Annotated in this window: 18 protein-coding genes; 7 read left to right on the top strand and 11 right to left on the bottom strand. The window is 62.1% G+C overall.

Annotated elements, in window-relative coordinates:
- Positions 1-211 precede the first annotated feature (211 nt).
- Positions 212-1522: an FAD-binding oxidoreductase gene (locus KUF59_RS12785; protein ID WP_258769521.1), complete on the top strand. Its 1311-nt coding sequence runs from the start codon at positions 212-214 to the stop codon at positions 1520-1522.
- A 196-nt stretch (positions 1523-1718) separates the two neighbouring features.
- Here KUF59_RS12785 and KUF59_RS12780 read toward each other — a convergent pair whose 3' ends face one another.
- The 4 genes from KUF59_RS12780 to KUF59_RS12765 form a co-directional block, all read right to left on the bottom strand.
- Positions 1719-3041, bottom strand: a complete 1323-nt coding sequence (locus KUF59_RS12780; protein WP_212457092.1) for an NAD(P)/FAD-dependent oxidoreductase — start codon at positions 3039-3041, stop codon at positions 1719-1721.
- Positions 3042-3342: 301 nt separating this feature from the next.
- On the bottom strand, positions 3343-4206 hold the full coding sequence (locus tag KUF59_RS12775) for a class I SAM-dependent methyltransferase (protein ID WP_212457093.1): 864 nt from the start codon (positions 4204-4206) through the stop codon (positions 3343-3345).
- A 201-nt stretch (positions 4207-4407) separates the two neighbouring features.
- Complete coding sequence (locus KUF59_RS12770) at positions 4408-5208, bottom strand: SDR family NAD(P)-dependent oxidoreductase (RefSeq protein ID WP_212457094.1); 801 nt, start codon at positions 5206-5208, stop codon at positions 4408-4410.
- Positions 5209-5268: 60 nt separating this feature from the next.
- Complete coding sequence (locus tag KUF59_RS12765; RefSeq protein ID WP_212457431.1) at positions 5269-6162, bottom strand: NAD(P)/FAD-dependent oxidoreductase; 894 nt, start codon at positions 6160-6162, stop codon at positions 5269-5271.
- 287 nt (positions 6163-6449) lie between these two features.
- On the opposite strand from KUF59_RS12765, the gene KUF59_RS12760 reads away from it, so the two are divergent.
- Complete coding sequence (locus tag KUF59_RS12760; protein ID WP_212457095.1) at positions 6450-7145, top strand: TetR/AcrR family transcriptional regulator; 696 nt, start codon at positions 6450-6452, stop codon at positions 7143-7145.
- A 239-nt stretch (positions 7146-7384) separates the two neighbouring features.
- Here KUF59_RS12760 and KUF59_RS12755 read toward each other — a convergent pair whose 3' ends face one another.
- Together KUF59_RS12755 and KUF59_RS12750 are read right to left on the bottom strand one after the other, a co-directional pair.
- Positions 7385-10495: an efflux RND transporter permease subunit gene (locus KUF59_RS12755; protein WP_212457096.1), complete on the bottom strand. Its 3111-nt coding sequence runs from the start codon at positions 10493-10495 to the stop codon at positions 7385-7387.
- Positions 10495-11604: an efflux RND transporter periplasmic adaptor subunit gene (locus tag KUF59_RS12750; RefSeq protein WP_212457097.1), complete on the bottom strand. Its 1110-nt coding sequence runs from the start codon at positions 11602-11604 to the stop codon at positions 10495-10497. Before KUF59_RS12750 ends, KUF59_RS12755 begins: the two co-directional genes overlap by 1 nt.
- 214 nt (positions 11605-11818) lie before the next feature.
- Between KUF59_RS12750 and KUF59_RS12745 the strand changes: the two genes are divergently transcribed.
- From KUF59_RS12745 to fabF, 4 genes are all read left to right on the top strand, one after another.
- A complete protein-coding gene (locus KUF59_RS12745) occupies positions 11819-12397 on the top strand; it encodes a TetR/AcrR family transcriptional regulator (protein ID WP_212457098.1) in 579 nt (192 codons plus the stop codon).
- A gap of 31 nt (positions 12398-12428) precedes the next feature.
- The gene (locus KUF59_RS12740; RefSeq protein ID WP_212457099.1) at positions 12429-13280 is read left to right on the top strand and encodes an alpha/beta fold hydrolase; all 852 of its coding nucleotides are present in this window, start codon (positions 12429-12431) and stop codon (positions 13278-13280) included.
- 31 nt (positions 13281-13311) lie between these two features.
- A complete protein-coding gene (locus KUF59_RS12735; RefSeq protein WP_212457100.1) occupies positions 13312-13506 on the top strand; it encodes a hypothetical protein in 195 nt (64 codons plus the stop codon).
- 66 nt (positions 13507-13572) lie between these two features.
- On the top strand, positions 13573-14838 hold the full coding sequence (gene fabF, locus KUF59_RS12730) for a beta-ketoacyl-ACP synthase II (RefSeq protein ID WP_212457101.1): 1266 nt from the start codon (positions 13573-13575) through the stop codon (positions 14836-14838).
- 237 nt (positions 14839-15075) lie between these two features.
- Here the strand turns inward: fabF and KUF59_RS12725 are convergent, their stop codons facing one another.
- The 3 genes from KUF59_RS12725 to KUF59_RS12715 all read right to left on the bottom strand — a co-directional run bounded on the left by KUF59_RS12725 (position 15076) and on the right by KUF59_RS12715 (position 18322).
- Entirely contained in the window at positions 15076-16404 is a 1329-nt protein-coding gene (locus KUF59_RS12725; RefSeq protein WP_212457102.1) for an aspartate aminotransferase family protein, read from the bottom strand.
- A 78-nt stretch (positions 16405-16482) separates the two neighbouring features.
- Positions 16483-17556, bottom strand: coding sequence for a phosphotransferase enzyme family protein (locus KUF59_RS12720; RefSeq protein ID WP_258769519.1), 1074 nt, complete (start codon positions 17554-17556; stop codon positions 16483-16485).
- 97 nt (positions 17557-17653) lie between these two features.
- On the bottom strand, positions 17654-18322 hold the full coding sequence (locus KUF59_RS12715) for a haloacid dehalogenase type II (protein ID WP_212457104.1): 669 nt from the start codon (positions 18320-18322) through the stop codon (positions 17654-17656).
- Between the two features lie 421 nt (positions 18323-18743).
- Here KUF59_RS12715 and KUF59_RS12710 point away from each other — a divergent pair, with 421 nt between their 5' ends.
- A complete protein-coding gene (locus KUF59_RS12710; protein WP_212457105.1) occupies positions 18744-19457 on the top strand; it encodes an MOSC domain-containing protein in 714 nt (237 codons plus the stop codon).
- Positions 19458-19525: 68 nt separating this feature from the next.
- Here the strand turns inward: KUF59_RS12710 and KUF59_RS12705 are convergent, their stop codons facing one another.
- Both KUF59_RS12705 and KUF59_RS12700 read right to left on the bottom strand, forming a co-directional pair.
- The gene (locus KUF59_RS12705) at positions 19526-20479 is read right to left on the bottom strand and encodes an ornithine cyclodeaminase family protein (protein WP_309500972.1); all 954 of its coding nucleotides are present in this window, start codon (positions 20477-20479) and stop codon (positions 19526-19528) included.
- A gap of 88 nt (positions 20480-20567) precedes the next feature.
- Positions 20568-22031 carry an aldehyde dehydrogenase family protein gene (locus tag KUF59_RS12700; RefSeq protein WP_258769518.1) on the bottom strand — a complete coding sequence of 488 codons (1464 nt, stop codon included), beginning with the start codon at positions 22029-22031 and terminating at the stop codon, positions 20568-20570.
- Positions 22032-22065: the final 34 nt, after the last annotated feature.

Genomic DNA, 22065 nt, shown 5'->3' with positions numbered 1-22065 from the left:
GTTGTCTTCGAAACCGCCACCGAACGGCAAGCAATGCCGCACAAACACGCAAAGATGATCCGATGCCAATCGGAGCTGAAGCATGTCCCACTCAATACAGGTTCGAGCCTTTCGCGACCTTCTGGACGATCGGAGCGTCGTTGACGACCCGGAGCGGATCGCGGCCTACACAACGGATCAGCGCCAGCTCCTCACGGGCTCGACATTTGCCGTGCTGAAGCCGGCGACGACGAAGCAAGTCAGCGACATCGTACGGCTGGCGGCGCACCACGGTATCGGAATCGTTCCGCAGGGCGGCAACACCAGCTACTGCGGCGGAGCGACGCCCGATGCGTCCGGGCGCCAAATCATCGTGAGCCTCGAGCGGATGGACAGGATTCGCGAAATCGATCCCGTCTCCATGAGCATCTCTGTCGATGCCGGCGTCATCCTGAAGAACGCACAGGACGCCGCGGCGGCGGCCGGACTTCTGTTGCCGCTCAGCCTCGGCGCGGAAGGCAGTTGCCGGATCGGCGGCAACATCGGCACGAACGCCGGCGGGCTGTCAGTCGTCAGGTATGGGATGACTCGCGATCTGCTGCTCGGGATCGAGGCGGTGCTGGCGGACGGCACGGTGGTCTCCGACATGCGCAAGCTGCGGAAGAACAACACCGGCTACGACGTCAAGCAGTGCTTCGTCGGAAGCGAGGGGACTCTCGGCATCGTCACCGGCGCAGTGTTGCGTCTCGCGCCTTTGCCGGTCCGCCGCGCGACTGCCTGGCTGACGCTCGCGGGCGGCGTGCCGCTCGCCGAACTTCTCGGCTTGGTCCGTCGCGAATCCGCAGACCTGCTGACCACGTTCGAATTCATGGCAGCCCGATCCATCGCGCTCGCGACCGAAGCAATGATCGACCCGTCCTCCCTTCGAGCAGGCCCGGGAGGCGCCGTCCTCGTCGAGTTCGCCTCTTCCTCACGCCATCTCGATCTCGACGAACTGATGGAAGCCGTTCTGGCCGAGGCGATCGAGTCCGGATGGCTCGAGGACGCCTTGCTGGCGCAGAGCGGATCGCAGCGGACCGCGATGTGGCGGCTCCGCGAGGCCATCCCCGAGGGCGAGAAGCGCCGGAACGGATCGGTCAAGCATGATATTTCCGTACCGCTTTCCTCCATTCAGCGCTTCCTGGATCTGGCCGGCTCGCAGGTGCGATCGTTTGACGCCGACCTCGAGCTGTCCGTCTACGGTCATGTCGGCGACGGCAATCTGCACTACAACGTGCTCGTTCCTCCCGATGTCGACCGGCTGGAGTTCACCAAGTGGATCGAAAGCAGCCTTTCGTTGCAACTCTACGACACGGCCGCGGCGCTCGGTGGAACGTTCAGCGCGGAGCACGGCGTCGGTCGTTTCAAGAAACACCTTCTCGAGCGGTACGGCGATGTCGGGCGCATCGCGGCGATGCGCCGGATCAAGACCGCCTTTGATCCGGCGGACATCATGAACGCCGGCGCAGTCGTTCGTCCGTTGGGAGAGAAGTCTGCCTGTTGAACCATCGGACGGCGGGTTGGCAATGCTTTCGTTCCGGCTAAAAGGTGCGTTTTCAGCTGAGGCTTCGATCACCCAAATCGTCCTGTCCATAAAGAAAGAGCCACTCCGAAGGAGTGGCTCAAGTTGGGGAGGAAACACCTTAGGGATTGCTGAAATCGCGATCAGGCCGCGACCTGTTCGATCGCCGGCTCGATCTTCAGATGGCGGCGATGTCCAGCTTCGAGCCGTCGACCAGACGCGACAGCCGGAACGGTGTGGGATCGACGCAAGGCGTGTCGTTTACGACGAGATCTGCGGCCAGATAGCCGAGCCCCGGGCCTAAACCGAAGCCGTGCCCCGAGCAGCCCGCCGCCAGGACGAGGCCTTCCACCCCGTCCACCTGCGACACCACGGGCACTGCGTCCGGCGTGCAATCGACGAAGCCGCCCCAGGCGCTATCGATCTTTATTTCGCCGAGTTGGGGGAAGGTCTTCCGGACACTCTCCACCACTTGGCTCATCAGCCATTTCAAGGGCGGAGGATCCAGCACGCGATTCTGTTCGAAGATCCGATCGTCGTTGGTCAGCAGCGCCGGCATTGAATCCGGCCCCGAAACGAACGATTGGCCGACGCCGAGCCTGACGTTCTTCAAGCGACGCAAGAACTGCGGCATGAATTCCCGGCTATACCGGATAGCCTGGGGCGTTATTTCGAGGTTCGCCTTGCCGCTGATCGCAAGCGTGTAGCTGCCGTCCAGTCGGCGCGTGATCGTGCAGTAGGGTGTGGAGACCGCCTCGCCGATATTGATTGTGGGGGTGGAACGCAGCGCGGTCTGCCGGATGCTCGCTTGGGGGAAACTGATCCCGAGCGGCCGAAGGAAGCGCGAGGACCAGGCGCCGGCGGCGCACAACACCGCGCTGGTTCTGATGTAGCCCTTCTCCGTGTGCACGCCTGCAACCTTGCCATTGGCCAAATCGAGCGCCCGCGCCGCGCATCCCTGGTGGATTGTGGCGCCCAGAGTTCTGGCCCCCTCGGCGATAGCCGGCGCGGCAAGCGCAGGTTCGGCCTTGCCGTCCCGAGCCGAATAGGTCCCGCCGACCCATTTGTCGCGCGCTTCGGGGACGCGCTCGGCCACCTCCGCCCGGCTCAGCACGCGGGTGTCGACGTCGTACTCCCTGGCGACCTCGCGCCACTTTTCCCAGCCGGCGAGCACGGCCTCGTCGTGGGTCGCATAGACGAGGCCGCAGCGCCGAAATCCGAGGTCCCGATTGATATCGCGCGTGAGTTCGTCCCACAGCCGCATGGAGATCACCGAGAGCGGCAGTTCGCGGCGATCGCGGTTCTGCTGGCGGCACCAACCCCAGTTTCGGCTCGATTGTTCACAGGCGACGTGGCCCTTCTCGAGGAGCGCCACAGAGAGGCCACGCTTTGCCAGGTAATAGGCGGCCGTAGAGCCGAGGATGCCGCCGCCGACGATGACGACGTCGGCCTCGGCCGGGAGACGCTCATCGCTGTGAATGCGCTCGACGCGGGGCGACATGTTCCAACGAACCTCGGCTGCCAGGAATGCGGAAGGGAAGTTCCGATCAGCCCTTCATCGCATCGTGCGCGCGATAGAATGTGCTGAAATCATCTCGGACTTCGCAAGATGTACGGGTTTTTGGCCGCTTGATCGATACGAGCTGCTCAAGCCCGACTGAATGCACCAGCGCTCGTGGGAAAGCCCATGCTGACCCGGCCTCCGACGTGAATTTTAGGCAGCCGGCGCCCTCATCTGATCCCGCTGGCCGGCCAAAGGCGCCCCCCTCCGCTGAGCGGGGGCGTCTTCCCCTCTTAATCCCTCAGCTTGCGGGATTGCGCGCCGTGACGATCCACGTCGCGCCGTTGATCATCACCGACCGCTCGCCGGCGCGGCCCTCGAGGGTGGCACGAACCGCGGCCGAGGCGCGGGCGCGGATGTCGTCGGGCTGATCAGCAAGCGCGCGCGACAGCGGGCCGACCTCCAACGTCATCTTCACCGCGTCATCGATCGCCGCGTACCGCGTCGCGCCCTCGCCAAACGCGACGGAGGCATCGAAGGGCGCGATAGCGATATCGGTGAAGCCGGCCGCCGTCAGGATGCGAGCCACCCGCCCCGGGTCGCCGAACGAGAATGGACCGGGCGCTTCGGGATCGGGCGGCGCCGTCGGCGGGACGATACCGTTGATCGCGTCCATCGGCAGGCGCATCCAATCGTTCTCGGCCGCGCCACGCCAGCAGACGAAAGCGACCCGCCCGCCCGGCTTGAGCGCGCGGCGCATATGGGCGAACGCCCCCGTCGGATCGCCGAAGAACATCACCCCGAAGCGCGAGAACAGGATGTCGAACGCCCCCTCGGGCAGCTCGGCGCTGCTGGCGTCGGCGACGCGGAACAGGGTTGGCGTATCCTGTGGCGCGAGCGCGCGCGCTCGGGCGATCAGCGGTTCGGATATGTCCACGCCCAGCACTTGGCCCCCCGCGCCGACGCGGGCGGCCAGAGCCAGACTCGACGCGCCCGCGCCGCAGCCGACGTCCAGCACGCGCTCGCCCGTCGCGGGCGCGGCGGCTTCGATCGCGGCCTGACCGAACACGGCCGCTATGGCGTCGAGCCGGGCCTGGTGGGCGACCCAGCGCTCCCCGCTTTGGTCATTCCAGCCGGCGGCTCGATCGGCATTGTGCTGTGCCATGACATATCCTTGTTCTCTAAACTGTCCGATGCCAAAGCGCGCATCGTCTCCAACCAGCAGCGAGGGCGAACGGGATGAAGCGATCCATTCTCCGCTGATCCTTGAGAGGAACGACCAGATCCGGATCGAAGCTCCGTGTACATCGTCAGCCTTCAGAGCCCCCGCTTGTTCGATGAGCTCCGCACGCCAGCGCCCCTGCAGTTAACCGTCCACTATTCTTTTCAAAGTGGCCCTTTGCATTGATCGCGGCGTCAGACGATTTGAAAAGGCTGCCATCTTGTTCGCGAGGCCGGCGATAACCATGGCTTTTCCTTCCATAAGCGCCCGAACACCGCTCGCGGCGACCGGACGAGGCTTCATGGTGAGGAGGCGCAGCAAGGCCGTTGTGGCTGCGCCGGCTGCCGCATCGAAGCCCGTCGCGGTGTGCCCCGGGCAGAGAGTGGTAACAACCACACCATGCGAGCGGAGTTCGTCGTGCAGGGCCTCGCCAAGGGCGAGTACATATGCCTTGGTCGCCGCATAGGCCGCGTAGCTGGGAACGGCTTGGAAGGCCATGAGACTGGCGACGAGAAGGATATGTCCAGAGCGCCGCGCGGCCATGTCACGGCCGAACAGGTAGGTCAGCTCTGTGAGCGTCGTGATGTTGAGCTGGATCATGTCTGTCGTGCGCTCGATCGGCGTGTCCAACAAAGCGCCGTGCAAGCCGTATCCGGCATTGTTCAGCAAGATGTCGATCGTCACCGACCTCGCATCGAGACTGCTTTTCAAGTGGCTGGCGGCGCCCGGCGCGGCAAGATCGATCGCCTCGACCAGCACGTCCACCCCGAATTTGCGGCGGAGATCGGCGGCAAGCTTTTCCATCGACTCCCGCCTTCGGGCCGCCAATACGAGATTGACTTTCTGCGCAGCCAGGAGATCTGCGAAGTCGAGGCCGAGGCCACTCGACGCCCCGGTGATCAGAGCCCATTTTCCGGCGAAGCTGTTCATTGGTTCTTTCGACATCGTTCTCTTCCTCAACTCCAATTCGAGGCACGCGGCAACCGGAGAAGGGAATCTGCGCTCTCAAACCACCATCGACTGCTGGGCGAAGATACCCGCCATCGCGCCCTGCGATGATGCCTGGGTGACCGAGGGCAAGAAGGGCGTGGTGAGGTCGCCGGCGGCGTAGATGCCAGGCGTGCTGGTTTGACGGCGTTCGTCGACCTTGAGGACGATGCCGGCGGGCGTAGCCACGGTGGCAAGGCCGAGTGCTTCATGCAGGCTTGCGGACGGCTTGTTGCGCGGATTGGCGAACAGGATGTCGACCGCGACATTGCGGCCGGTATCGAGATTGACGGTGGCGATATGGCCCTGGTGATGGGCGATCTCGACGATCCGGCCATCGACGAGAGGTATGTTGCGGCGCGCCAGATCGGCCTGGATATCGGGCGGAATGTCGTGACCATCGGCGAAGAGCGTCAACTTGTCAGTCCAATCGTGGAACAGCCTGACCTGATTGTGCGACTGCGGGCTGGACCAGACGAGGCCCCAATGCCGGCCGGCGACTTCAAAGCCGTCGCAATAGGGGCATGGCACGATGGACGTGCCCCAGCTTTCGGCGTAGCCCGGAACATCAGGCATCTGGTCGGCCACGCCATAGCTCAGGATCAGACGACGCGCCGCGAGGCTTTCACCATCGCCAGTAAGGACAGAGAAATTGTCGATGGCGCCGGAGGCGCTGTCGGCCCGGGCACTGACAAGCTTGATCGCGGGATAACGCGCCAACTGCCGCCGCGCCTCCGCCAGGATGTCCAGCGGCGGCTTGTGATCGTGGCCGAGCAGTCCATGCGAGTGGCCGGCGAAGCGGTTGCGTGGCAGACCGGTATCGAGAACGGTGACCTTGCGGCGGGCGCGGCCAAGCTGCAAGGCGGCGGCGAGACCGGCAAAGCTGCCGCCGATGATGATGACGTCATCCATGGTGATGGGCTCCGTGTTGTGGATGGAGGGAGACGAGTTGGGCTTGGCGGCGGCCTGAGCGGGGGCGAGGCCGATGGCGGAAAGCGCAGCCAACTTAAGCAGGGCTCGTCGTTGCATCGAAGTCACCGTTTGTTTTCGTCGGCGCGAGATCATGACCCGATACGCGCTCGAGACGGGCAGCGAGCAGGGTTTCGGCAAATTGAAAACTACGCATTGGCTTGCGCATTTCGGATACTTCATGGTATCGTAATTCAAGATTTAGGATACTGTCAAGTACTGGAATTGTCGTGACCGAAAACAGCCGGGGCCGGCGCGGCCGGCCCGCCAACGAGGCGCTTGGCCAAACGATCGTCGACGCCGCGCGCGAACTCTTTGTGGAGTTGGGTTTTCAAGCGACGACATTGGACAAGGTCGCCCAGCGGGCGAAGATATCCAAGCTCAGCATCTATCGGCACTTCGAGAACAAGGAGGCGCTGTTCAGCGCGGCCATGGCGGCCGGCTGCCAGCAGTTGTTTGCACCCCAGGCCCTTCTTGAAGACGTCGACGGTTCGGTCGAAGATCAACTCATGGCGGTGGGATCATTACTGCTTCGCACGCTGTTGAGATCAGACGTCCGCAGTGTCGAAGCCATGGTCATGGCCGACAAGACGAGTCAAAACTCGTTAAGCAAGCTCCATTTCGAAGCCGGCCCCGCCTATGTCATCGCCGAAATCGAGGCCCTCTTGCGTCAGTTGCACGCGAAGGCGGTTTTGAACGTGCCCGATCCTCTCCGGTCCGCCCGCTTGTTTGCCGCGCTTTTCAAAGGATCCGATCTCCTGATGATCGCACGCTTCGATCAGGCGAAAGCAGAGGACGACAACGAAATCGAATCCTATTGCCGGTCGGCCGTCGCCATGTTCATCGCCGCGCACCGTGGCAACGACCACGTGGGCGGAGATTTGCCTGCCCCAAGGTCAAAAAAACATAATTTGAATCGTGCGTGACTGTGTCGGCCAGCAGATCAAGACAAGCCAGCCGATCATGAAAACTGACGAGTCGGCCGCACGGTCCGACTAACGTCCGCCTTGGGTCATTTTCGAAGATTTCAGCGGGGGTCGTCGTGTGGCTGATGTCCGCTTTGACCTGAAAGCGCCCACGCGGCGAAATTGCTCCTCCGCCGCTCCCAGGATGCGCGCGGGCCTCGTCGGACTCTTTTCCCGTTCGCACCGGACGATCCATTGCCCTACTCAGCAGCCAATGCCGGTCGCAATTCCGGCTTCTCCCGCGAAACCTCGTCGATATGATCTGCGGTCGGCTTGATCCGAAACCACGCAGCATACAGCGCTGGAAGGAACAGCAGAATCAGCACCGTTCCGACCGCCGTGCCGCCGATCAGCGTGTATGCCATCGATCCCCAGAAAACGGAATGCGTGAGGGGGATGAAGGCCAGCACCGCAGCAAGTGCGGTCAGGATCACGGGCCTCGTGCGTTGCACCGTGGCCTCGATGACGGCGTGATAGTCATCAAGGCCGGCGGCGAGGTTCTCCTTGATCTGTTCGGTCAGGATCAGCGTGTTGCGCATCAGGATTCCGGCCAATCCTATCAGGCCCAGAATCGCGTTGAATCCGAAGGGCTGGTTGAAGGTGAGCAACATCGGCACGACGCCGACGAGGCCGAGTGGTCCCGTCAGTACGACCATGGCCATCGTCGAGAAGGATCGCACCTGCAGTATGATGACGATCAGCATGGCAGCAATCATAGCGGGAAAGATCGTCGCCAGCGCGTCGTTGGCCTTGGTTGCCTCCTCAATCGATCCGCCCAATTCGATGCGATAGCCGGCCGGAAGGGAAGCGATCAGGGGCTGAAGAGCGGTCTTGATCTCCTTGGAGACCTCCGGAGGTTGGGTCGCCTCATTGATGTCCGAGCGAATCGTGACGACGGGCGTGCGATCGCGGCGCTTCAGAATCGGCTCTTCGAGCCGGACTTCCGAATGGCCGACCTGATCGAGCGGAATCGAGCGGCCGTCCCGGCTCATCAATGAGAAATCCGCCAGACGCCCCGGATCCAGCCGCTCTCCGCCGGCGCTGCGCGCGACGATGGGGACATTGCGGATGTCCTCGCGGACCTGCGTTACCGTGATGCCGGTGAGGAGGAACTGGAGTTGCCGGCCCACCTCGGCCGGCGAAAGACCGATGAGGTTCAGTCGGTCCTGATCCGGGATGAAGCGGAGCACGGGCGTGCGATTACCCCAGTCGCGATTCGCCTGGCGCACATCGGGAACGCCACGCATGACAGCGAGGGCCTTTTGAGAGATGGCGTACAATTGTGCGGGATCAGGCCCCATGACCCGAAACTCGACTGGGAATGGCGTATAAGGTCCGAACACGAGCTGGGTGACGCGCACATTGGCTTCAGACGCGAGGCCCTGCGACACCGCTTCTCGGAGCCGGTGCTTCAAAGCCTCGCGCGCCTCCGCATCCGGTGTAAGTACGACGATCTTGGCGAAGGCGGGGTCGGGCAGCTCCGGCGCCATCGCGAAGAAGAAGCGCGGCGCACCCTGACCGACATAGCTCGTGACGATCTTGGCCTCCGACTGATTGCCAAGCCAGTGTTCCAGCTTCTCGACCGTGGCGGTCGTCGTCTCGATGCTGGTGCCTTCCGGCAGACGAAGCTCCACCAGCACCTCGGGGCGGTCGGACGTCGGGAAGAATTGCTGCTTTACGGCGCCCATGCCGGCTCCGGACAACGCAAAAGCGATGGCGACGATACTGCAAGTCACGAACTTGTGGCGCACCGCGAATGTGATGAGCCCTCGCAGGCGCCGATAGTTCGGTGTGTCGTAAATCGCGTGGTGACCGCCTGCGACCGGCTTGATCGCCGGCAGCATCTTGACGCCAAGATACGGCGTGAAAACCACGGCGACGATCCAGGAGACGATGAGGGCGAATCCCACGACCCAGAAGATGTTGCCGGCGTATTCGCCGGCCGTCGATCGCGCGAAGCCCACCGGCAGGAAGCCTGCGATCGTCACGAGTGTTCCGGACAGCATCGGCGCAGCAGTGTGGCTCCACGCATAGGCCGCCGCCGATATGCGGTCCATGCCCTCTTCCATTTTCACCACCATCACCTCGATGGCGATGATGGCGTCGTCGACGAGAAGACCAAGCGCCAGGATGAGGGCGCCGAGCGTGATACGGTCGAAGAACCGGCCGGTCTCCAGCATGATGAGAAACACGACGGCCAGCGTCAAAGGGACGGCGGCCGCGACGACGATGCCGACGCGCCAGCCGAGGCTGAGCAGGCTCACCAGCAGCACCACGCCGAGCGCCATCGCGAACTTCATCATGAATTCATCGACCGCCGACGTGATATTGACGGCCTGGTCGCTGACCTTGGCCAGAGTCATCCCGAGCGGCAGCGTTCGGGAGATGGCTTCGGACCTCTCTTCCAGCGCCTTGCCGAGCGCGAGGCCATCCCAGCCCTCCTGCATGATCGCAGCGAGCATGACAGCGGGCTCACCCTTGTGTCGGATGAGGTAGGTGGGAGGATCCTCGTAACCGCGGCGGACTTCGGCAATGTCGGAGAGTTTCAGCGTCCGCCCCGCAGCGACGATCGGCGTGTCGGCGATCGCCTGGACGCTATCATATGCGCCATCGACCCGGATAAAGACCTGCGGCCCCTTGGTGTCGATTGAGCCTGCCGGTGTGACCGTGTTCTGCCGCTGCAGAGCGGCAACGATATCCTGCGCCGACACGCCGAGCGTGGTCAGTTTGGCGTAGGAAAACTCGATGAATATCTGTTCGGGACGTTCACCGAGGATATTGATCTTTTTTACGCCGGGCACGTGCAGGAGATCCTGACGAATGGTCTCGGCTTGCCTGGCGAGCTCGCGCATCGGCATGCCCTTAGCCTTGAGGGCATAAAGTGCGAAGCTCACGTCCGAATATTCGTCGTTGACGAAGGGGCCGAGCACGCCAGACGGTAGCTTGCGCGCTTCATCTCCCAGCTTCTTGCGGGCCTGGTAGAATTCCTCCTGCACGCTCGATGGCGGCGTGCTGTCCTTCAGCGTAACCGTCATGTATGCATAACCCGGCCGCGTGGTCGTCTCCACCCGGTCGTACCAAGTCAGTTCCTGAATCCGCTTCTCCAGGGGTTCAGCGACCTGATCCTGCATCTCGCGCGCCGTCGCGCCCGGCCATACTGTGGTGACCGTCAGAGTCTTGATAGTGAAGGACGGGTCTTCGGCTCGCCCGAGCATGAGAAACGCGTAGGCGCCTGCGGCTGCCAGCAGCAGGATGAAGAACAGGCTCACGGCTCGTTCGCGGACGGCGATTGCGGAGAGATTGAAGCTCATCAGTTGGTCCTGCGTTCAGAGGCAGTCCTGACGTGGGCTCCTTCGTGCAGCAGATGAGCGCCGAGGGAAACGATTCGGTCACCGGAACTCGATCCCGAGATAACGGCCGTTTCGCTGGTCACGCGCAGCAGCTTGATGGGCTGAAAGCGCACCGTCGAAGTGGCGCTGTCGAGGACCCAAACACCTGTCGTTCTGCCGTCATCGAGCACGGCTCCAAGCGGCACCTGGACTTCCGGCTGACTCTCCTGACTTGCAAGCCGAATGGTGACCGTCGCGCCAAGTGGTGCCGCCGCCGCCTCACCGTCGAGCACATAGCGGGCCTCGTAGGTGCGGGTCTGCGGATCAGCGGAATCCGACAACTGCCGGAGATGTGCGGCATAGCGGCGCCCATCGCTCCCGTACAGGCTCGCCTCGGCGAGGGAGCCGATCGACGGCCGGATCGTTTCGGGAAGCGCCACCACAGCTTCGCGGGGACCGGACTGTGCAAGCCGAACGACCGCCTGGCCTGCGGAGACCACTTGGCCGGGCTCGCCAAGCGTTTGCATGACCGTTCCGTCCGCATCCGCCACCAGGACGGAGTAGGTCGCCTGGTTCTCGGCGACGCGAGCTTCGGCCTCGGTCGCGGCGAGTTGCGCATTCGCCGTGTCCGACGCGGCCTTCGCCTGCTCGTAGCGCTGTTTGGAAGTCCATCCGTCGTTGACGAGATTGGCGTATCGCCGCTCATCTGCATCCGTCTGAACGACAATTGCGCGCGCCGCGGCAACGGCGTTGCGCTTCGCAGTAAGCGCCAGGCGGAGGTCAGTTTCGTCGATCCGCATCAGCGGCTGCCCGGCCTTGACCTGCTCACCGACATTCACGAGCCGTTCGACGATCTTACCGGCGACGCGAAAACCGAGATTGCTTTCCACCCGCGCGCCGATGGTGCCGGTGAACCCGCGTTCCGATCCGCTCACCCGCACGGCCGTCACCAGGCTGACCATCGGCGGATCCTGCCTCGGGTCACGCGCTGCGGAGGCCTCTCGGCCGGGAATGGCAAGAGTAGCGAGGATGGCTGCTCCGGACGCCGCGATCAGGACACCAGCCAAGACCACAAGTCTGCTCTTTTTCATCGCCGTCTCCCTGCCTCTTAGATTTCGTTTGACCTCTATAATCTAATTAGAGTTCGATCGAAATCTAAATTAGGGCATTGACGGGAATGTGATCTGTGGAAATCGCCCTTTTGGGCCCTCCGGCCACGTGAAATCTAACCATCCGCCTTGATAGATTGCGCTTGACCTCTATCCTAGCCATAGATGTCAAACGAAATCCAAATGGAGGTCGACGATGCGGGTGAGTCGCATTCAAGCCGCGGAGAACCGCCAGACCGTGATCAATGTGGCGAGTCGCCTCTTCAGGGAGCGCGGCTTTGATGGCATCGGGCTCAAGGATTTGATGGAGGGGGCCGGGCTAACCCAAGGCGCCTTCTACAAGCAGTTCGAGTCCAAGGAGGACTTGGCGGCACAGGCGTCCAGGCGCGCATTGGAAAGCGCCTCCCAACGCTGGTCAGCTGCGATCGCGGAGAATCCTGCTGATCCGCTTGGCGCAGTGATCGCGTTCTACCTGAGTGCGGGCCATCGCGAAGAAAAACTCGACGGCTGCCCGGTCGTGGCGCTCGGCTCGGACGTCGCCAGGCAGGGGGCCGGAGTCAGAGCGGCGTTCGAAGAGGGAATCAAGGCGTATCTCGAAGTCCTCAGCCCCCTGCTCCCCCAGACCGTCGGCGAGGATGCCGCCGGGAGGGCCATGGTCGTTCTGTCGACGATGGTCGGCGCCATGACGCTGTCGCGCGCCGTCAACGACCCCGATCTCGCTCAGGCCTTTCTGAACGCGGCCGTCGAACACGTTCGCGAGACCGCGGCCGATTGAAAGCTCGCCCCTCAAAGCAAAGAGAGATCGAATGCTCGCCACGACTGACGTGAAACCAAGTTTGCTCAAAATATCGGACTCGCTACGTGTACGTTTTCAAAAGACCGGCAGCGGGCCTCCGCTGCTCCTCATACATACGATCCGGACGCAGCTCGAATATTTCCGCAGTCTTGCGCCACTCCTCGCCAGATCGCACACGGTGTACGCTATTGACCTCCCGGGCCACGGCCACTCGCCAATCGATCCGAGCGCGAGTTTCGACGAGCCCTACTTCAGGCAGGCCGTCATTCGCTTCATCGAGGAGCTCAATCTCTCGGACGTCACGATCGTCGGCGAGTCGATCGGCGGCGCTTTGGCCCTCACGGTGGCGGCGTCGCTTCCACAGAGCGTGAAACGGGTCTACGCGATCAATCCCTACGACTACGAGACCCGCTACGGCGACGGTATTCGACGCGGCAACTGGCTCGCCAATTTTATCATCGGAAGCTTGCAGATCCCGATACTCGGCGCGATCAATGCATCGCTCGAAAACAAGATGGTTCTCGGCAAGATCATGGGAGGCGGGTATCACGACCCGCGCAAACTGCCGGCCGATTTGCTTGCCGAGTTCGATGAAGTAGCTCGCCGCCCGGGATACAAGCGGATCGCGCGCAAGGTGCTGGCAGGCTGGCGATCCTGGAGCAAGGCCCGCGATTACTATCGGCAGATCTCGGCACCCGTGACGCTCATTTATGGTGATAGCGACTGGTCTCGACCGAATGAGCGAGAACGCACACGATCGCTGATCCCTGCCTCGCAGATGCTGACGCTGAAAAACACCGGGCACTTCTCAGCCGTCGAGAGTCCGTCGGAGCTGGCTCACGTGATACTGGCGACAGAATGAGCGAAACGATCAAACACAGGAGTGCGCAACCATGTTCAAGCGCTTTTGGCAGAGCTTGAATGACTGGGCCGAGGCCCTGAGCATAGACGATCCGCGCGGTGACTACATGTCCGGGCTGGAAGATCGCCTCGTAAAACTCGAGCGCAAAGTCGAAGGTCTTCAGATTCAACCCCGAACGACGCTGGCTGGGTCGCCGGATGATCGTGTCCATCAATTGCAAACATAAACGCCGACGATCCCGAGACACCCGTTTCCCGACTGTCAGTCAAGCCGTCTTTAAGGTCATCTGATTATGCGTCGCATCGTCGTTACGGGACTGGGACTCGTATCCCCGCTGGGCTGCGGCAGTGAGTTGGCATGGTCCCGGCTGCTCTCGGCCCGCTCGGGACTTGCCGCACTCCCGGAGTGGGCGGCTGTCCTTCCCGCACGAGTCGCCGGAATCGTTCCGACAAAGGCCGACGACGCAGATGGAGGCTTCGATCCGGACCTGGTGGTTGCTCCCAAGGATCAGCGGAGGATGGATCGCTTCATCCTGTTCGCACTAGTCGCCGCGGCCGAGGCGATGGCACAAGCGGCATGGACTCCTTCCGATGCGCATTCCATGGAGCGCACGGCAACCGTGATCGCATCGGGCATCGGCGGCTTTCCGGCAATCGTCGAGGCAGTCCGCACCACCGATCAGCGCGGAGTGAGACGCCTCTCGCCGTTCACGGTGCCGTCCTTCCTCGCAAATCTCGCGGCCGGCCAAATCTCGATCCGCTACGGCTTCAAGGGGCCGATCGGTACACCGGTCACCGCCTGCGCCGCGAGCGTGCAAGCGATCGGCGATGCCGCACGCCTTATCCGAACCGGAGAAGCCGACGTTGCGGTTTGCGGCGGCTCGGAAGCCTGCATCGACCTGGTGAGCCTCGGCGGCTTCGCCGCTGCCCGCGCCCTCTCGACGGCCTTCAACGAAACGCCGGCGCGTGCGTCCCGCCCGTTCGACCGCGACCGCGATGGTTTTGTCATGGGCGAAGGCGCCGGCATCCTCGTCATTGAAGAGCTGGAGCATGCGATCCGCCGCGGCGCCAAACCGCTTGCCGAAATCGTCGGCTACGGCACCACGGCCGATGCCTACCACATCACGTCAGGACCCGAGGACGGCGACGGCGCGCGCCGCGCCATGGAAGGCGCGTTGCGGCAGGCCAGCCTGAGGCCCGGTGACATCCAGCATCTCAACGCCCATTCCACCTCGACGCCAGTTGGCGACGTTTCGGAGCTAGAAGCGATCAAAGCCGTGTTCGGCCGCGAAGGAAAAATTGCCGTGAGCGCCACCAAATCGGCAACTGGTCATCTGCTCGGCGCAGCTGGCGGAGCCGAAGCAATCTTCACGATCCTCGCGCTACGGGACCAGACGGCACCGCCCACTCTCAATCTCGAGAATGCCGACACGGCGGCCGAAGGCGTCGACATCGTGGCCCGCGAGGCAAGGCGTATGCCCATGGAGCATGCAATTTCCAACGGATTTGGTTTTGGGGGCGTCAACGCGAGCGTCATCTTTCGACGCACCCTCGCCTGAACTGACGTCAGCAATTCGCTGTGATAGCTTCCCTCGGCGGCGACCTCATGGGTTCCTGCCGGCTTCGATGCCGACGAAAGCCACTACGGGCTCATCTGGACAGCAGAACCTGAACAGTCAGGGACAGCACACGGTCTTGCTGAATGGCTGCAAGAAGATTTCCTCTGAGGCATCAGGTTTTGATAGCCTCGCCGCGGCACGCACTGGGAACGGGTGCTGCCCAATGAGGCCTGTGATCTAGCCTGCGATCTTAGTGAGCGCCCGCTCCATGGTTGCTAGGAAGAGGTCAACATGCTCGGCTTGGCAAACGAGCGGTGGGCGCACTTTGAGTGTATCTTCATTGGCCCCGGTCGTGCTGATAAGCACGCCATCATCGCGCATTGCGTTGACCAGGCCCAAAGCCATCGCACGGCGGCCTGCCGCCGGGGTTCCCTCGGCCCCTAAGTCGACGCCAAAGAAGAGACCGGCGTTTCGGATCGCGTGAACCTCATGACGATGCTTTGCGAGCTTCTCCAGCCCGTCTCGGAGGCGCCGGCTCATCGCAAGCGCCTTTTGCGGGATTTGGTCGCGCTGCAGGATCTTTAACACAGCGTCCGCTGTCGCAATTCCGACTGTGTTTCCCGCGAATGTGTTCGAGTAGCGAGAGGTAGAACCAAATCGCTCCATCGGTGCTCTGCGGCCGACGACGGCGCCAATCGGAAATCCATTGCCCATCGGCTTGCCGAGGGTAACAAGATCTGGAACGATCCCATGGCGCTCGAAGCCCCACATATGAGCGCCAGTTCGTCCGAAGCCCGGTTGAACTTCGTCGGCAATAACGAGACCACCTGCCTCCTGCACCGCCGCAGCTCCGCTCGCGATGAAGCCAGGAGGATCCACCCATACGCCGTCGCTGGAAAAAATACTGTCGATGAGCAGGGCCGCAACACCCATGCCACGACGGTTGAGATCCATAATGGCTGAACGAATCTGTGTCTCGAAAAACTCCGCAGCCTGGGCTGCCGGCACACCCGCTGGCCCGGGCAGGGATACTATGCGCACGAACGGGCTGAGCTTGACTGCGTCACCCAGGTTCGGGGAAACCGCGGCAGTAGTCGCGCTGGTGCCGTGATAGGCATAGCTGGATACGATCACGCCTTCGTTGCCGCTTGCACATCGCGCAATACGCAGGGCCAGATCGTTGGATTCACTCCCCGTGCAGGTAAAGACCACCCTGTCGAGCTCGTTTGGGAACGTGTCGACCAGCCGCTCGGCATAGCCGATAAGCTTTGGCTCAAGATAGCGCGTGTTGGCGCTTATTCGGCCCGCCTGCTCCGCCATCGCCGCGTTCACTTCAGGATGGCAGTGACCGAGACACGGCACGTTATTGTAGAAATCAAGATAGGCCCGTCCGTCAGGATCGTAGAGCCACATGCCTTCACCGCGGACGAAGTGCACGGGCCGGCGGTACTGGAGCCGATAAGAAGCCCCCAGAACTTTTTCACGGCGAGCAATCAGTTCTGATTCGCGCGTTGGAAGCTCGGATTCGCCGGGCCTGTAGCGATTGGGCATGAGATCTGTGGACATGAGCTGCTGCCTCTTTGAAAGAGTACCTGGTCACTTCGGAATTTTACGACCCTGTCGATCGAGCGACCCCAAACGGCGTTACGGCAAGGACGACGACACAGCCGCTAGGACTGTTGCCTCGGCCGAGGTGACATCAAGACACGCGAGGATCGAAAGGCCGTGCTCAGCACGCGCGACATTCTTTTTGATGTATTGAGCGTCGGCCGGGAAAAGGTGGGCGCGCCAGTAATTGACCAGGATCAACGCGCTTTGTCGCGCCCGCATCAGTCCGACGAGGAGTCTTACTTCCAGCTCTGAAAGCGAGATGACAGAGGCGTAGCCGGCAATGAGGTGTTCGGCGCCCCCCAGAGGAAGCGTCGAGTCTGATACGAGGTGGCTTGCTGCAATCGCCAGATCCTGGATCCTGGGGCTCCAGCAGCCATCACCAAAATCGATGAAGCCCAGTCCCTGGCCAGTCACAATCATATTGAACGGGCTGGGATCGTTGTGAGTGACCTGCCAGACGACGTTCGAGATTTGCGGCTCAACAAACTCCAGATACTCCGCCATGGCGGCGCGAACGCTATCGGCAACGCTCCGGCTTGGTAGGTACTGCTCCAGTTCCATCAGCCGCGACCAGCACCCGACATGCCAAAGAACGGGCCGATGGGCTGCAAGCACGTTGACTTGCGCAAGCGCTAAATCAAGCCGAGCGAGGGCGCGGCCAGTACGAAAAAGCAGCTCGGGAGTGGGCACCACCTGGTGCAGCGGAATGCCCTCGATCCGGGTCTGCATGTACCCGCATATCCCCTCTTCCTCAAACATCAATGCGCCGCTGCTCGTGCGCAGCACTGCGGGTGCAACGAAGCCTGCCGCACCCCGCAAGCCTGCCATGGCCGAGGTCTGAAAACGAAAGCTGTCGACCGCCTCCGGTCTGGTCGACGTCTTCAGGATGCACCGCCCGCCGTCCGGGATGCCGACTTCAACGGTGCGCTCGACCTCAGAGGACAACGTCGCGATTGATCCAGTCACTCCGTAGTGACGCTTCAGCAGTGACGCCGACATATCAGGTCCGGAGGAGTCGGAGTGCATGGCCAGGACCGCGGCGGCCGCGCGAAAATAGGTTTCGGTTGACGCTGACGCGCAAGAAAGATGGTGGACGGTTGCAATCACGGGTGTTTCTATGCTTGGGCTTGAAAGCTGGCTTCTGGTGACTGCTTGCGCAAGAACGGGCGAGGTGCTCCGCAAAGGCATCGGCCCCCTTGTTTCATCAGAGCCCGAAAACGCCTGGTAGCAGCGTCACATCGCCGATTTCGGCGTACTCGTAGTAGGGGTTGGCCGGCTCGTGGCGGCGATTGACCCAGACTTTGCTCTTGATACCCAGATCATAGGCAGACATCAGGTCGTGGCGGAAAGACGAGGAAACGTGCGTTACGTCCTCTGGGCCGCATCCCAGCATGTCGAACATATATTCGAACGCCTTGAAGTGCGGCTTATAGGCCCCCGCCTCTTCAGCAGTGTAGACCGCATGAAACGGCGCGCCGAGCTTTGCCACGTTCGACGGAATTTGAACCTTCATCGAGTTCGAAAGGATGACCAACGGAATTTCCCTGGCGAGCTGGGCTAAGCCATCGGGTACGTCCGGATGCGGTCCCCAAGTCGGAATGCGGTTATAGATCGTTTCGGCCTCTCCGGCGCGGAACGGGATGTTGTTGCGGCGGCAGGCGCGCTCCAGTGCGTTGTGAACGACATCGGCATAGGGCTTCCAGTCCTGCAACACCTCGTCGATACGGTAGGCTTGGAAGTTTCTGATGAATTCGTCCAAGCGCGGTCTGTCCAGAAGATGTCCGAACAGATCCCGTGCGGCTTCCGCCATTTGGAAATTGATCAGTGTGCCGTGGCAATCAAACGTCACGTATTTCGGCCGGAAGCGCCCCATGTCTTTCGCTCCTATCCATCTGGCTTATTAAGTCGAGCATAGCCGCGGGCATCTGGCAGAATGTGCCGCAATACAGGGTCATTCAGCAGACGGCCCTCTGGTCTACCGCAAAGTCAGCACGACCTTCCGCAGTCCAGGTTCTTTTGCCCCAGAAGCCGAAACCGACTTGTAGTGCGACCTCGCGCCCGTAATCGAGTTGAGCGGCAGTCAACAGGATCAAGCAACGCCGTCGCGATTGCGCGCGAGAATATGCAAGCGTTTCAGGGGAAGGCATGCTTGACCGCCGGGATCAGCACTGAGAGAACGATGGCACGGTGACAAAACCAGGAGCCTTGGCCGATGACAGTAGTGACGGGAACTATGCCTGAAACCAATGCCGGTCACCATATCCACATCCCGGCTCGCAGAGGCTCGAGAGCCTATGAACGGTAAGGTCGCAGAACTCTGGCGCTATCCGGTGAGCTCCATGGCTGGCGAACAGCTCGCCGTGGCTCGAGTCGAGGCAGGCGGCATTGCCGGCGACCGGATCTGGGGAGTGCTCGATGAAGCGACCGGCCGCATCGCATCCCCCGGGCGGGAAAAGCAGTTCATCGGCGTGCCACGCGCACATGCCAAGATCGCCGATGGCGGCGTCGCCGTTTCGGTCGATGGCAGGAGTTGGGCTGGACCGGACGACGCCTCGATGCAGGAAGCCTTGTCGACGACCTTCGGCTTCAAGCCAATGCTGAAGCCTTTCGACCCGATCGGATCCGGCGGTTTCCGCCCCCGCTACGAGCACGCTCCGATCCATCTCTTGACCACGGCTGCACTGCGCAGCCTTAGCCGAGAGTTGCCCGACAGCGTCATCGACACGCGCCGCTTCCGTCCGAACATTCTTGTCGACTGGCCGGACGAGGACCATACGATGCCTGAAAAAGACTGGATCGGCCGGGAGATCAGGATCGGAGAAGTCGTGTTGCGGGGCAAGAGGCCCTGCGGACGCTGTGGTTTCATCACGATCGAGCAGGATCGTTTGCCGGTAGACGTCGAAATCCTGCGTACAGTGGTCCAGCGTCACGGTCGTGATTTCGGGATTTATTGCGACGTCGTCTTTCCTGGGCACCTAACAACCGATGCTAGGGTCGCCGTTGCGTAGGCTTCAGAATGAGGCCACGCCCTAACTGAAGTGCAGGGGGGCTTGCGTCCGGCGCACCTTCGCGCGCCTCAAGAGTTCGTCGGTACCTTGCTCGTCGAAAGCAGGAATTGGCCGATGTACAGATCCTGGAGGGCAATGCCGGAGCTATCGAAAATGGTGATATCGTCCCGCGCGATCCTGCCCGAACAGCGCCCTTCGAGCAGCGCGCCGATTGCGTTCAAAACCAATTCGCCGCGTTCGATCTTTTCGCGAACATGCTGAAATTCCCCGATCTGAATCGATTGCTCCGGTAGATCGCAAAACAGCTTCGCACGCTCGAAGAGCTCGCTCGGCAACTCCTGTTTCCCGCGTGCATCGGATCCCATGCCGGCGATGTGCGTGCCCGGACGAACCCATTCCGGGTCGAACAGCGGGACGCGAGACGGCGTCGCTGTAACAATGATGTCTGCCTCCCGACACGCCTCTTCCGCCATCGAGATACGAATGTCGAGTTTCAAACCACACGACAACAGGTTGGTCGCGAAGGCATTGGCTTTATCGCGATTGCGCGCGACGATATGTAAGCGCTTCAGCGGAAGGATTCGTGCGAGGGCACAGCATTCGAACAATGCCTGGTTTCCAGCTCCGAAGATGGCCAATGTCTCGGACTCCGGTCGCGCGAGCGTTTCCGCCGCCACGGCGTCGGCCGCAGCCGTTCGATAGGCATTAACGGCCGAAGCCTCCACCAGCGCACCGATCCGTCCGCTATCCTGATCGATCAGGAAGATCGTCGAGCTATGGCGCGGACGGCCTTTGGCAGGGTTGTCGGGCCAGAACGAGCCGACCTTGAAGCCGGCCAAGTCGGGCGTCGAGCCCGACTTAAGTGAAAAGGTGTTCTGGCGATAGGAGGCATGTGCGATGACAGCAGGAAATACCTTCGCTTCGGTCGAAGCTGCCGCGATGAGCGCCTTCCTTACGGCCTCGAACGCCGACTCATGCGAGATGAGACGGGTGGATTCGCTTTCGGAGATGAATTTCACCACGTACCTTATCCAATCCTATGCAACGTGTGCCAAAGTGTCGCCCACATGCGGCACGTTAGTGTTGAAGGGTTCGTCCTAGAGTTGGCCTTCATCGGTAAAATCCGAGGACGGCCTTGGTCTCCAGATATTCCTCCATGCCCTCCGGGCCGTATTCCCGACCGTTGCCGGACCGCTTGTATCCGCCGAAAGGTGCATTGGGGTCCCAGTCGGGATGGTTGAGATGCACTTGACCCGACTGGATCCGCCCGGCGACGGCCCGCACCGTATCCAGATCAGTGCCTTGTACATGGGCGCCGAGACCGTAGACCGTGTCGTTGGCGATCTCGATCGCCTCCTCCACGGTGTCGTAGGGAATGATCGACAGCACCGGGCCGAAGATCTCCTCCTGCGCGATCCTCATGTCGCGACGGACGTTGGAGAAGATCGTCGGCCGCGCATAGAGGCCGATCGGAAGATCGGCGAGCCGCCCTGGCCCGCCGATGACAAGCTTGGCTCCTTCCTCCAGTCCGACGCCGATCATGGTCTGGATGCGCTCGAACTGCGGCCGGTTGGCGATCGGGCCATGGGTCGTGCCTTCCGCAAGGGGATCGCCGACCACCAATTCAGAAGCGGCGGCCGCCGCCAGAATCTCGACCTCCTTCAACTGTGAGCGGGACACAAGCATACGTGTCGGTGCGCTGCAGGATTGGCCGAGATTGCGGAAGGCTGCGCCGACGCCGAGCGGAGCGGCGCGGCTCAGATCGGCATCCGGCAAAATGATGTTCGGCGACTTGCCGCCGAGCTCCTGGGCAACGCGCTTAACGGTGGGCGCCGCAGCCTGCGCGACGAGAACGCCGGCCCGCGTCGAGCCGGTGATCGAGATCATGTCCACCTGCGGATGCGACGCCAGACGAGCGCCCACGATCGGACCTGTTCCATTGACTAGGTTGAAGACGCCGGGCGGACAACCGGCATCATCCATTACCTCAGCAAATAGCAAGGCGCTCAGCGGCGATAATTCGCTCGGTTTCAACACCACAGTGCAGCCGGCTGCGATCGCCGGGCCGACCTTGGCTGTGATCTGATAAAGTGGCCAGTTCCACGGCGTGATGAGGCCGCACACGCCGATCGCCTCGCGTAAGATCGCGGTGCTGCCGCGCGCCGTGATGAAGGGATAATTCGCGAGATTATCCCGGGCGACACGGATATGTTCGGCGGCCAGCGGCACCTGGGCTCGGCGCGCATAGGTGATGGCAGCTCCCATCTCGGCCGTGAGCGCCTGCGCGAACAACTCCAGCCGCTGGAGAAGCAAGCCGTGAACCCTGTCGAGCAGCGCCGCTCTGTCAGCAGGCGATGTCATGGACCAGCCGGCGAAGGCTCGTCTGGCAGCTGCTATGGCGCAGTCCACGTCATCGTCATCGCCGAGCGCGACGTCAGCGATCGGCTGCTCCGTCGCCGGATTGACGACGGTTGCTGCTGCCGCGACTGATCCGATTGGCTTCCGCCATTCTCCGTCGATGTAGAATTTTCCGAGGAAGCCGGCTTCCGTCAGATGTCGAAGGGGGGAAGTCATTGGAAGCGATCCTTGATTCGGTAATAGGCGCCGA

Origin of the sequence: Bradyrhizobium arachidis, assembly GCF_024758505.1 — a bacterium.
Classification (GTDB): domain Bacteria; phylum Pseudomonadota; class Alphaproteobacteria; order Rhizobiales; family Xanthobacteraceae; genus Bradyrhizobium; species Bradyrhizobium manausense_C.
Note: the sequence above shows the minus strand (reverse complement) of the source record. Positions and strands in the feature narration are given on the sequence as shown.

What these genes read in the sequence shown, in the direction of transcription:
- KUF59_RS12780 (WP_212457092.1), bottom strand. Translation starts at nt 3,041, where the DNA reads ATGTCGCCCCGCGTCGAGCGCATTCACAGCGATGAGCGTCTCCCGGCC.
- KUF59_RS12775 (WP_212457093.1), bottom strand. Translation starts at nt 4,206, where the DNA reads ATGGCACAGCACAATGCCGATCGAGCCGCCGGCTGGAATGACCAAAGC.
- KUF59_RS12770 (WP_212457094.1), bottom strand. Translation starts at nt 5,208, where the DNA reads ATGTCGAAAGAACCAATGAACAGCTTCGCCGGAAAATGGGCTCTGATC.
- KUF59_RS12765 (WP_212457431.1), bottom strand. Translation starts at nt 6,162, where the DNA reads ATGGATGACGTCATCATCATCGGCGGCAGCTTTGCCGGTCTCGCCGCC.
- KUF59_RS12755 (WP_212457096.1), bottom strand. Translation starts at nt 10,495, where the DNA reads ATGAGCTTCAATCTCTCCGCAATCGCCGTCCGCGAACGAGCCGTGAGC.
- KUF59_RS12750 (WP_212457097.1), bottom strand. Translation starts at nt 11,604, where the DNA reads ATGAAAAAGAGCAGACTTGTGGTCTTGGCTGGTGTCCTGATCGCGGCG.
- KUF59_RS12745 (WP_212457098.1), top strand. Translation starts at nt 11,819, where the DNA reads ATGCGGGTGAGTCGCATTCAAGCCGCGGAGAACCGCCAGACCGTGATC.
- KUF59_RS12740 (WP_212457099.1), top strand. Translation starts at nt 12,429, where the DNA reads ATGCTCGCCACGACTGACGTGAAACCAAGTTTGCTCAAAATATCGGAC.
- KUF59_RS12735 (WP_212457100.1), top strand. Translation starts at nt 13,312, where the DNA reads ATGTTCAAGCGCTTTTGGCAGAGCTTGAATGACTGGGCCGAGGCCCTG.
- fabF (WP_212457101.1), top strand. Translation starts at nt 13,573, where the DNA reads ATGCGTCGCATCGTCGTTACGGGACTGGGACTCGTATCCCCGCTGGGC.
- KUF59_RS12725 (WP_212457102.1), bottom strand. Translation starts at nt 16,404, where the DNA reads ATGTCCACAGATCTCATGCCCAATCGCTACAGGCCCGGCGAATCCGAG.
- KUF59_RS12715 (WP_212457104.1), bottom strand. Translation starts at nt 18,322, where the DNA reads ATGGGGCGCTTCCGGCCGAAATACGTGACGTTTGATTGCCACGGCACA.
- KUF59_RS12710 (WP_212457105.1), top strand. Translation starts at nt 18,744, where the DNA reads ATGAACGGTAAGGTCGCAGAACTCTGGCGCTATCCGGTGAGCTCCATG.
- KUF59_RS12700 (WP_258769518.1), bottom strand. Translation starts at nt 22,031, where the DNA reads ATGACTTCCCCCCTTCGACATCTGACGGAAGCCGGCTTCCTCGGAAAA.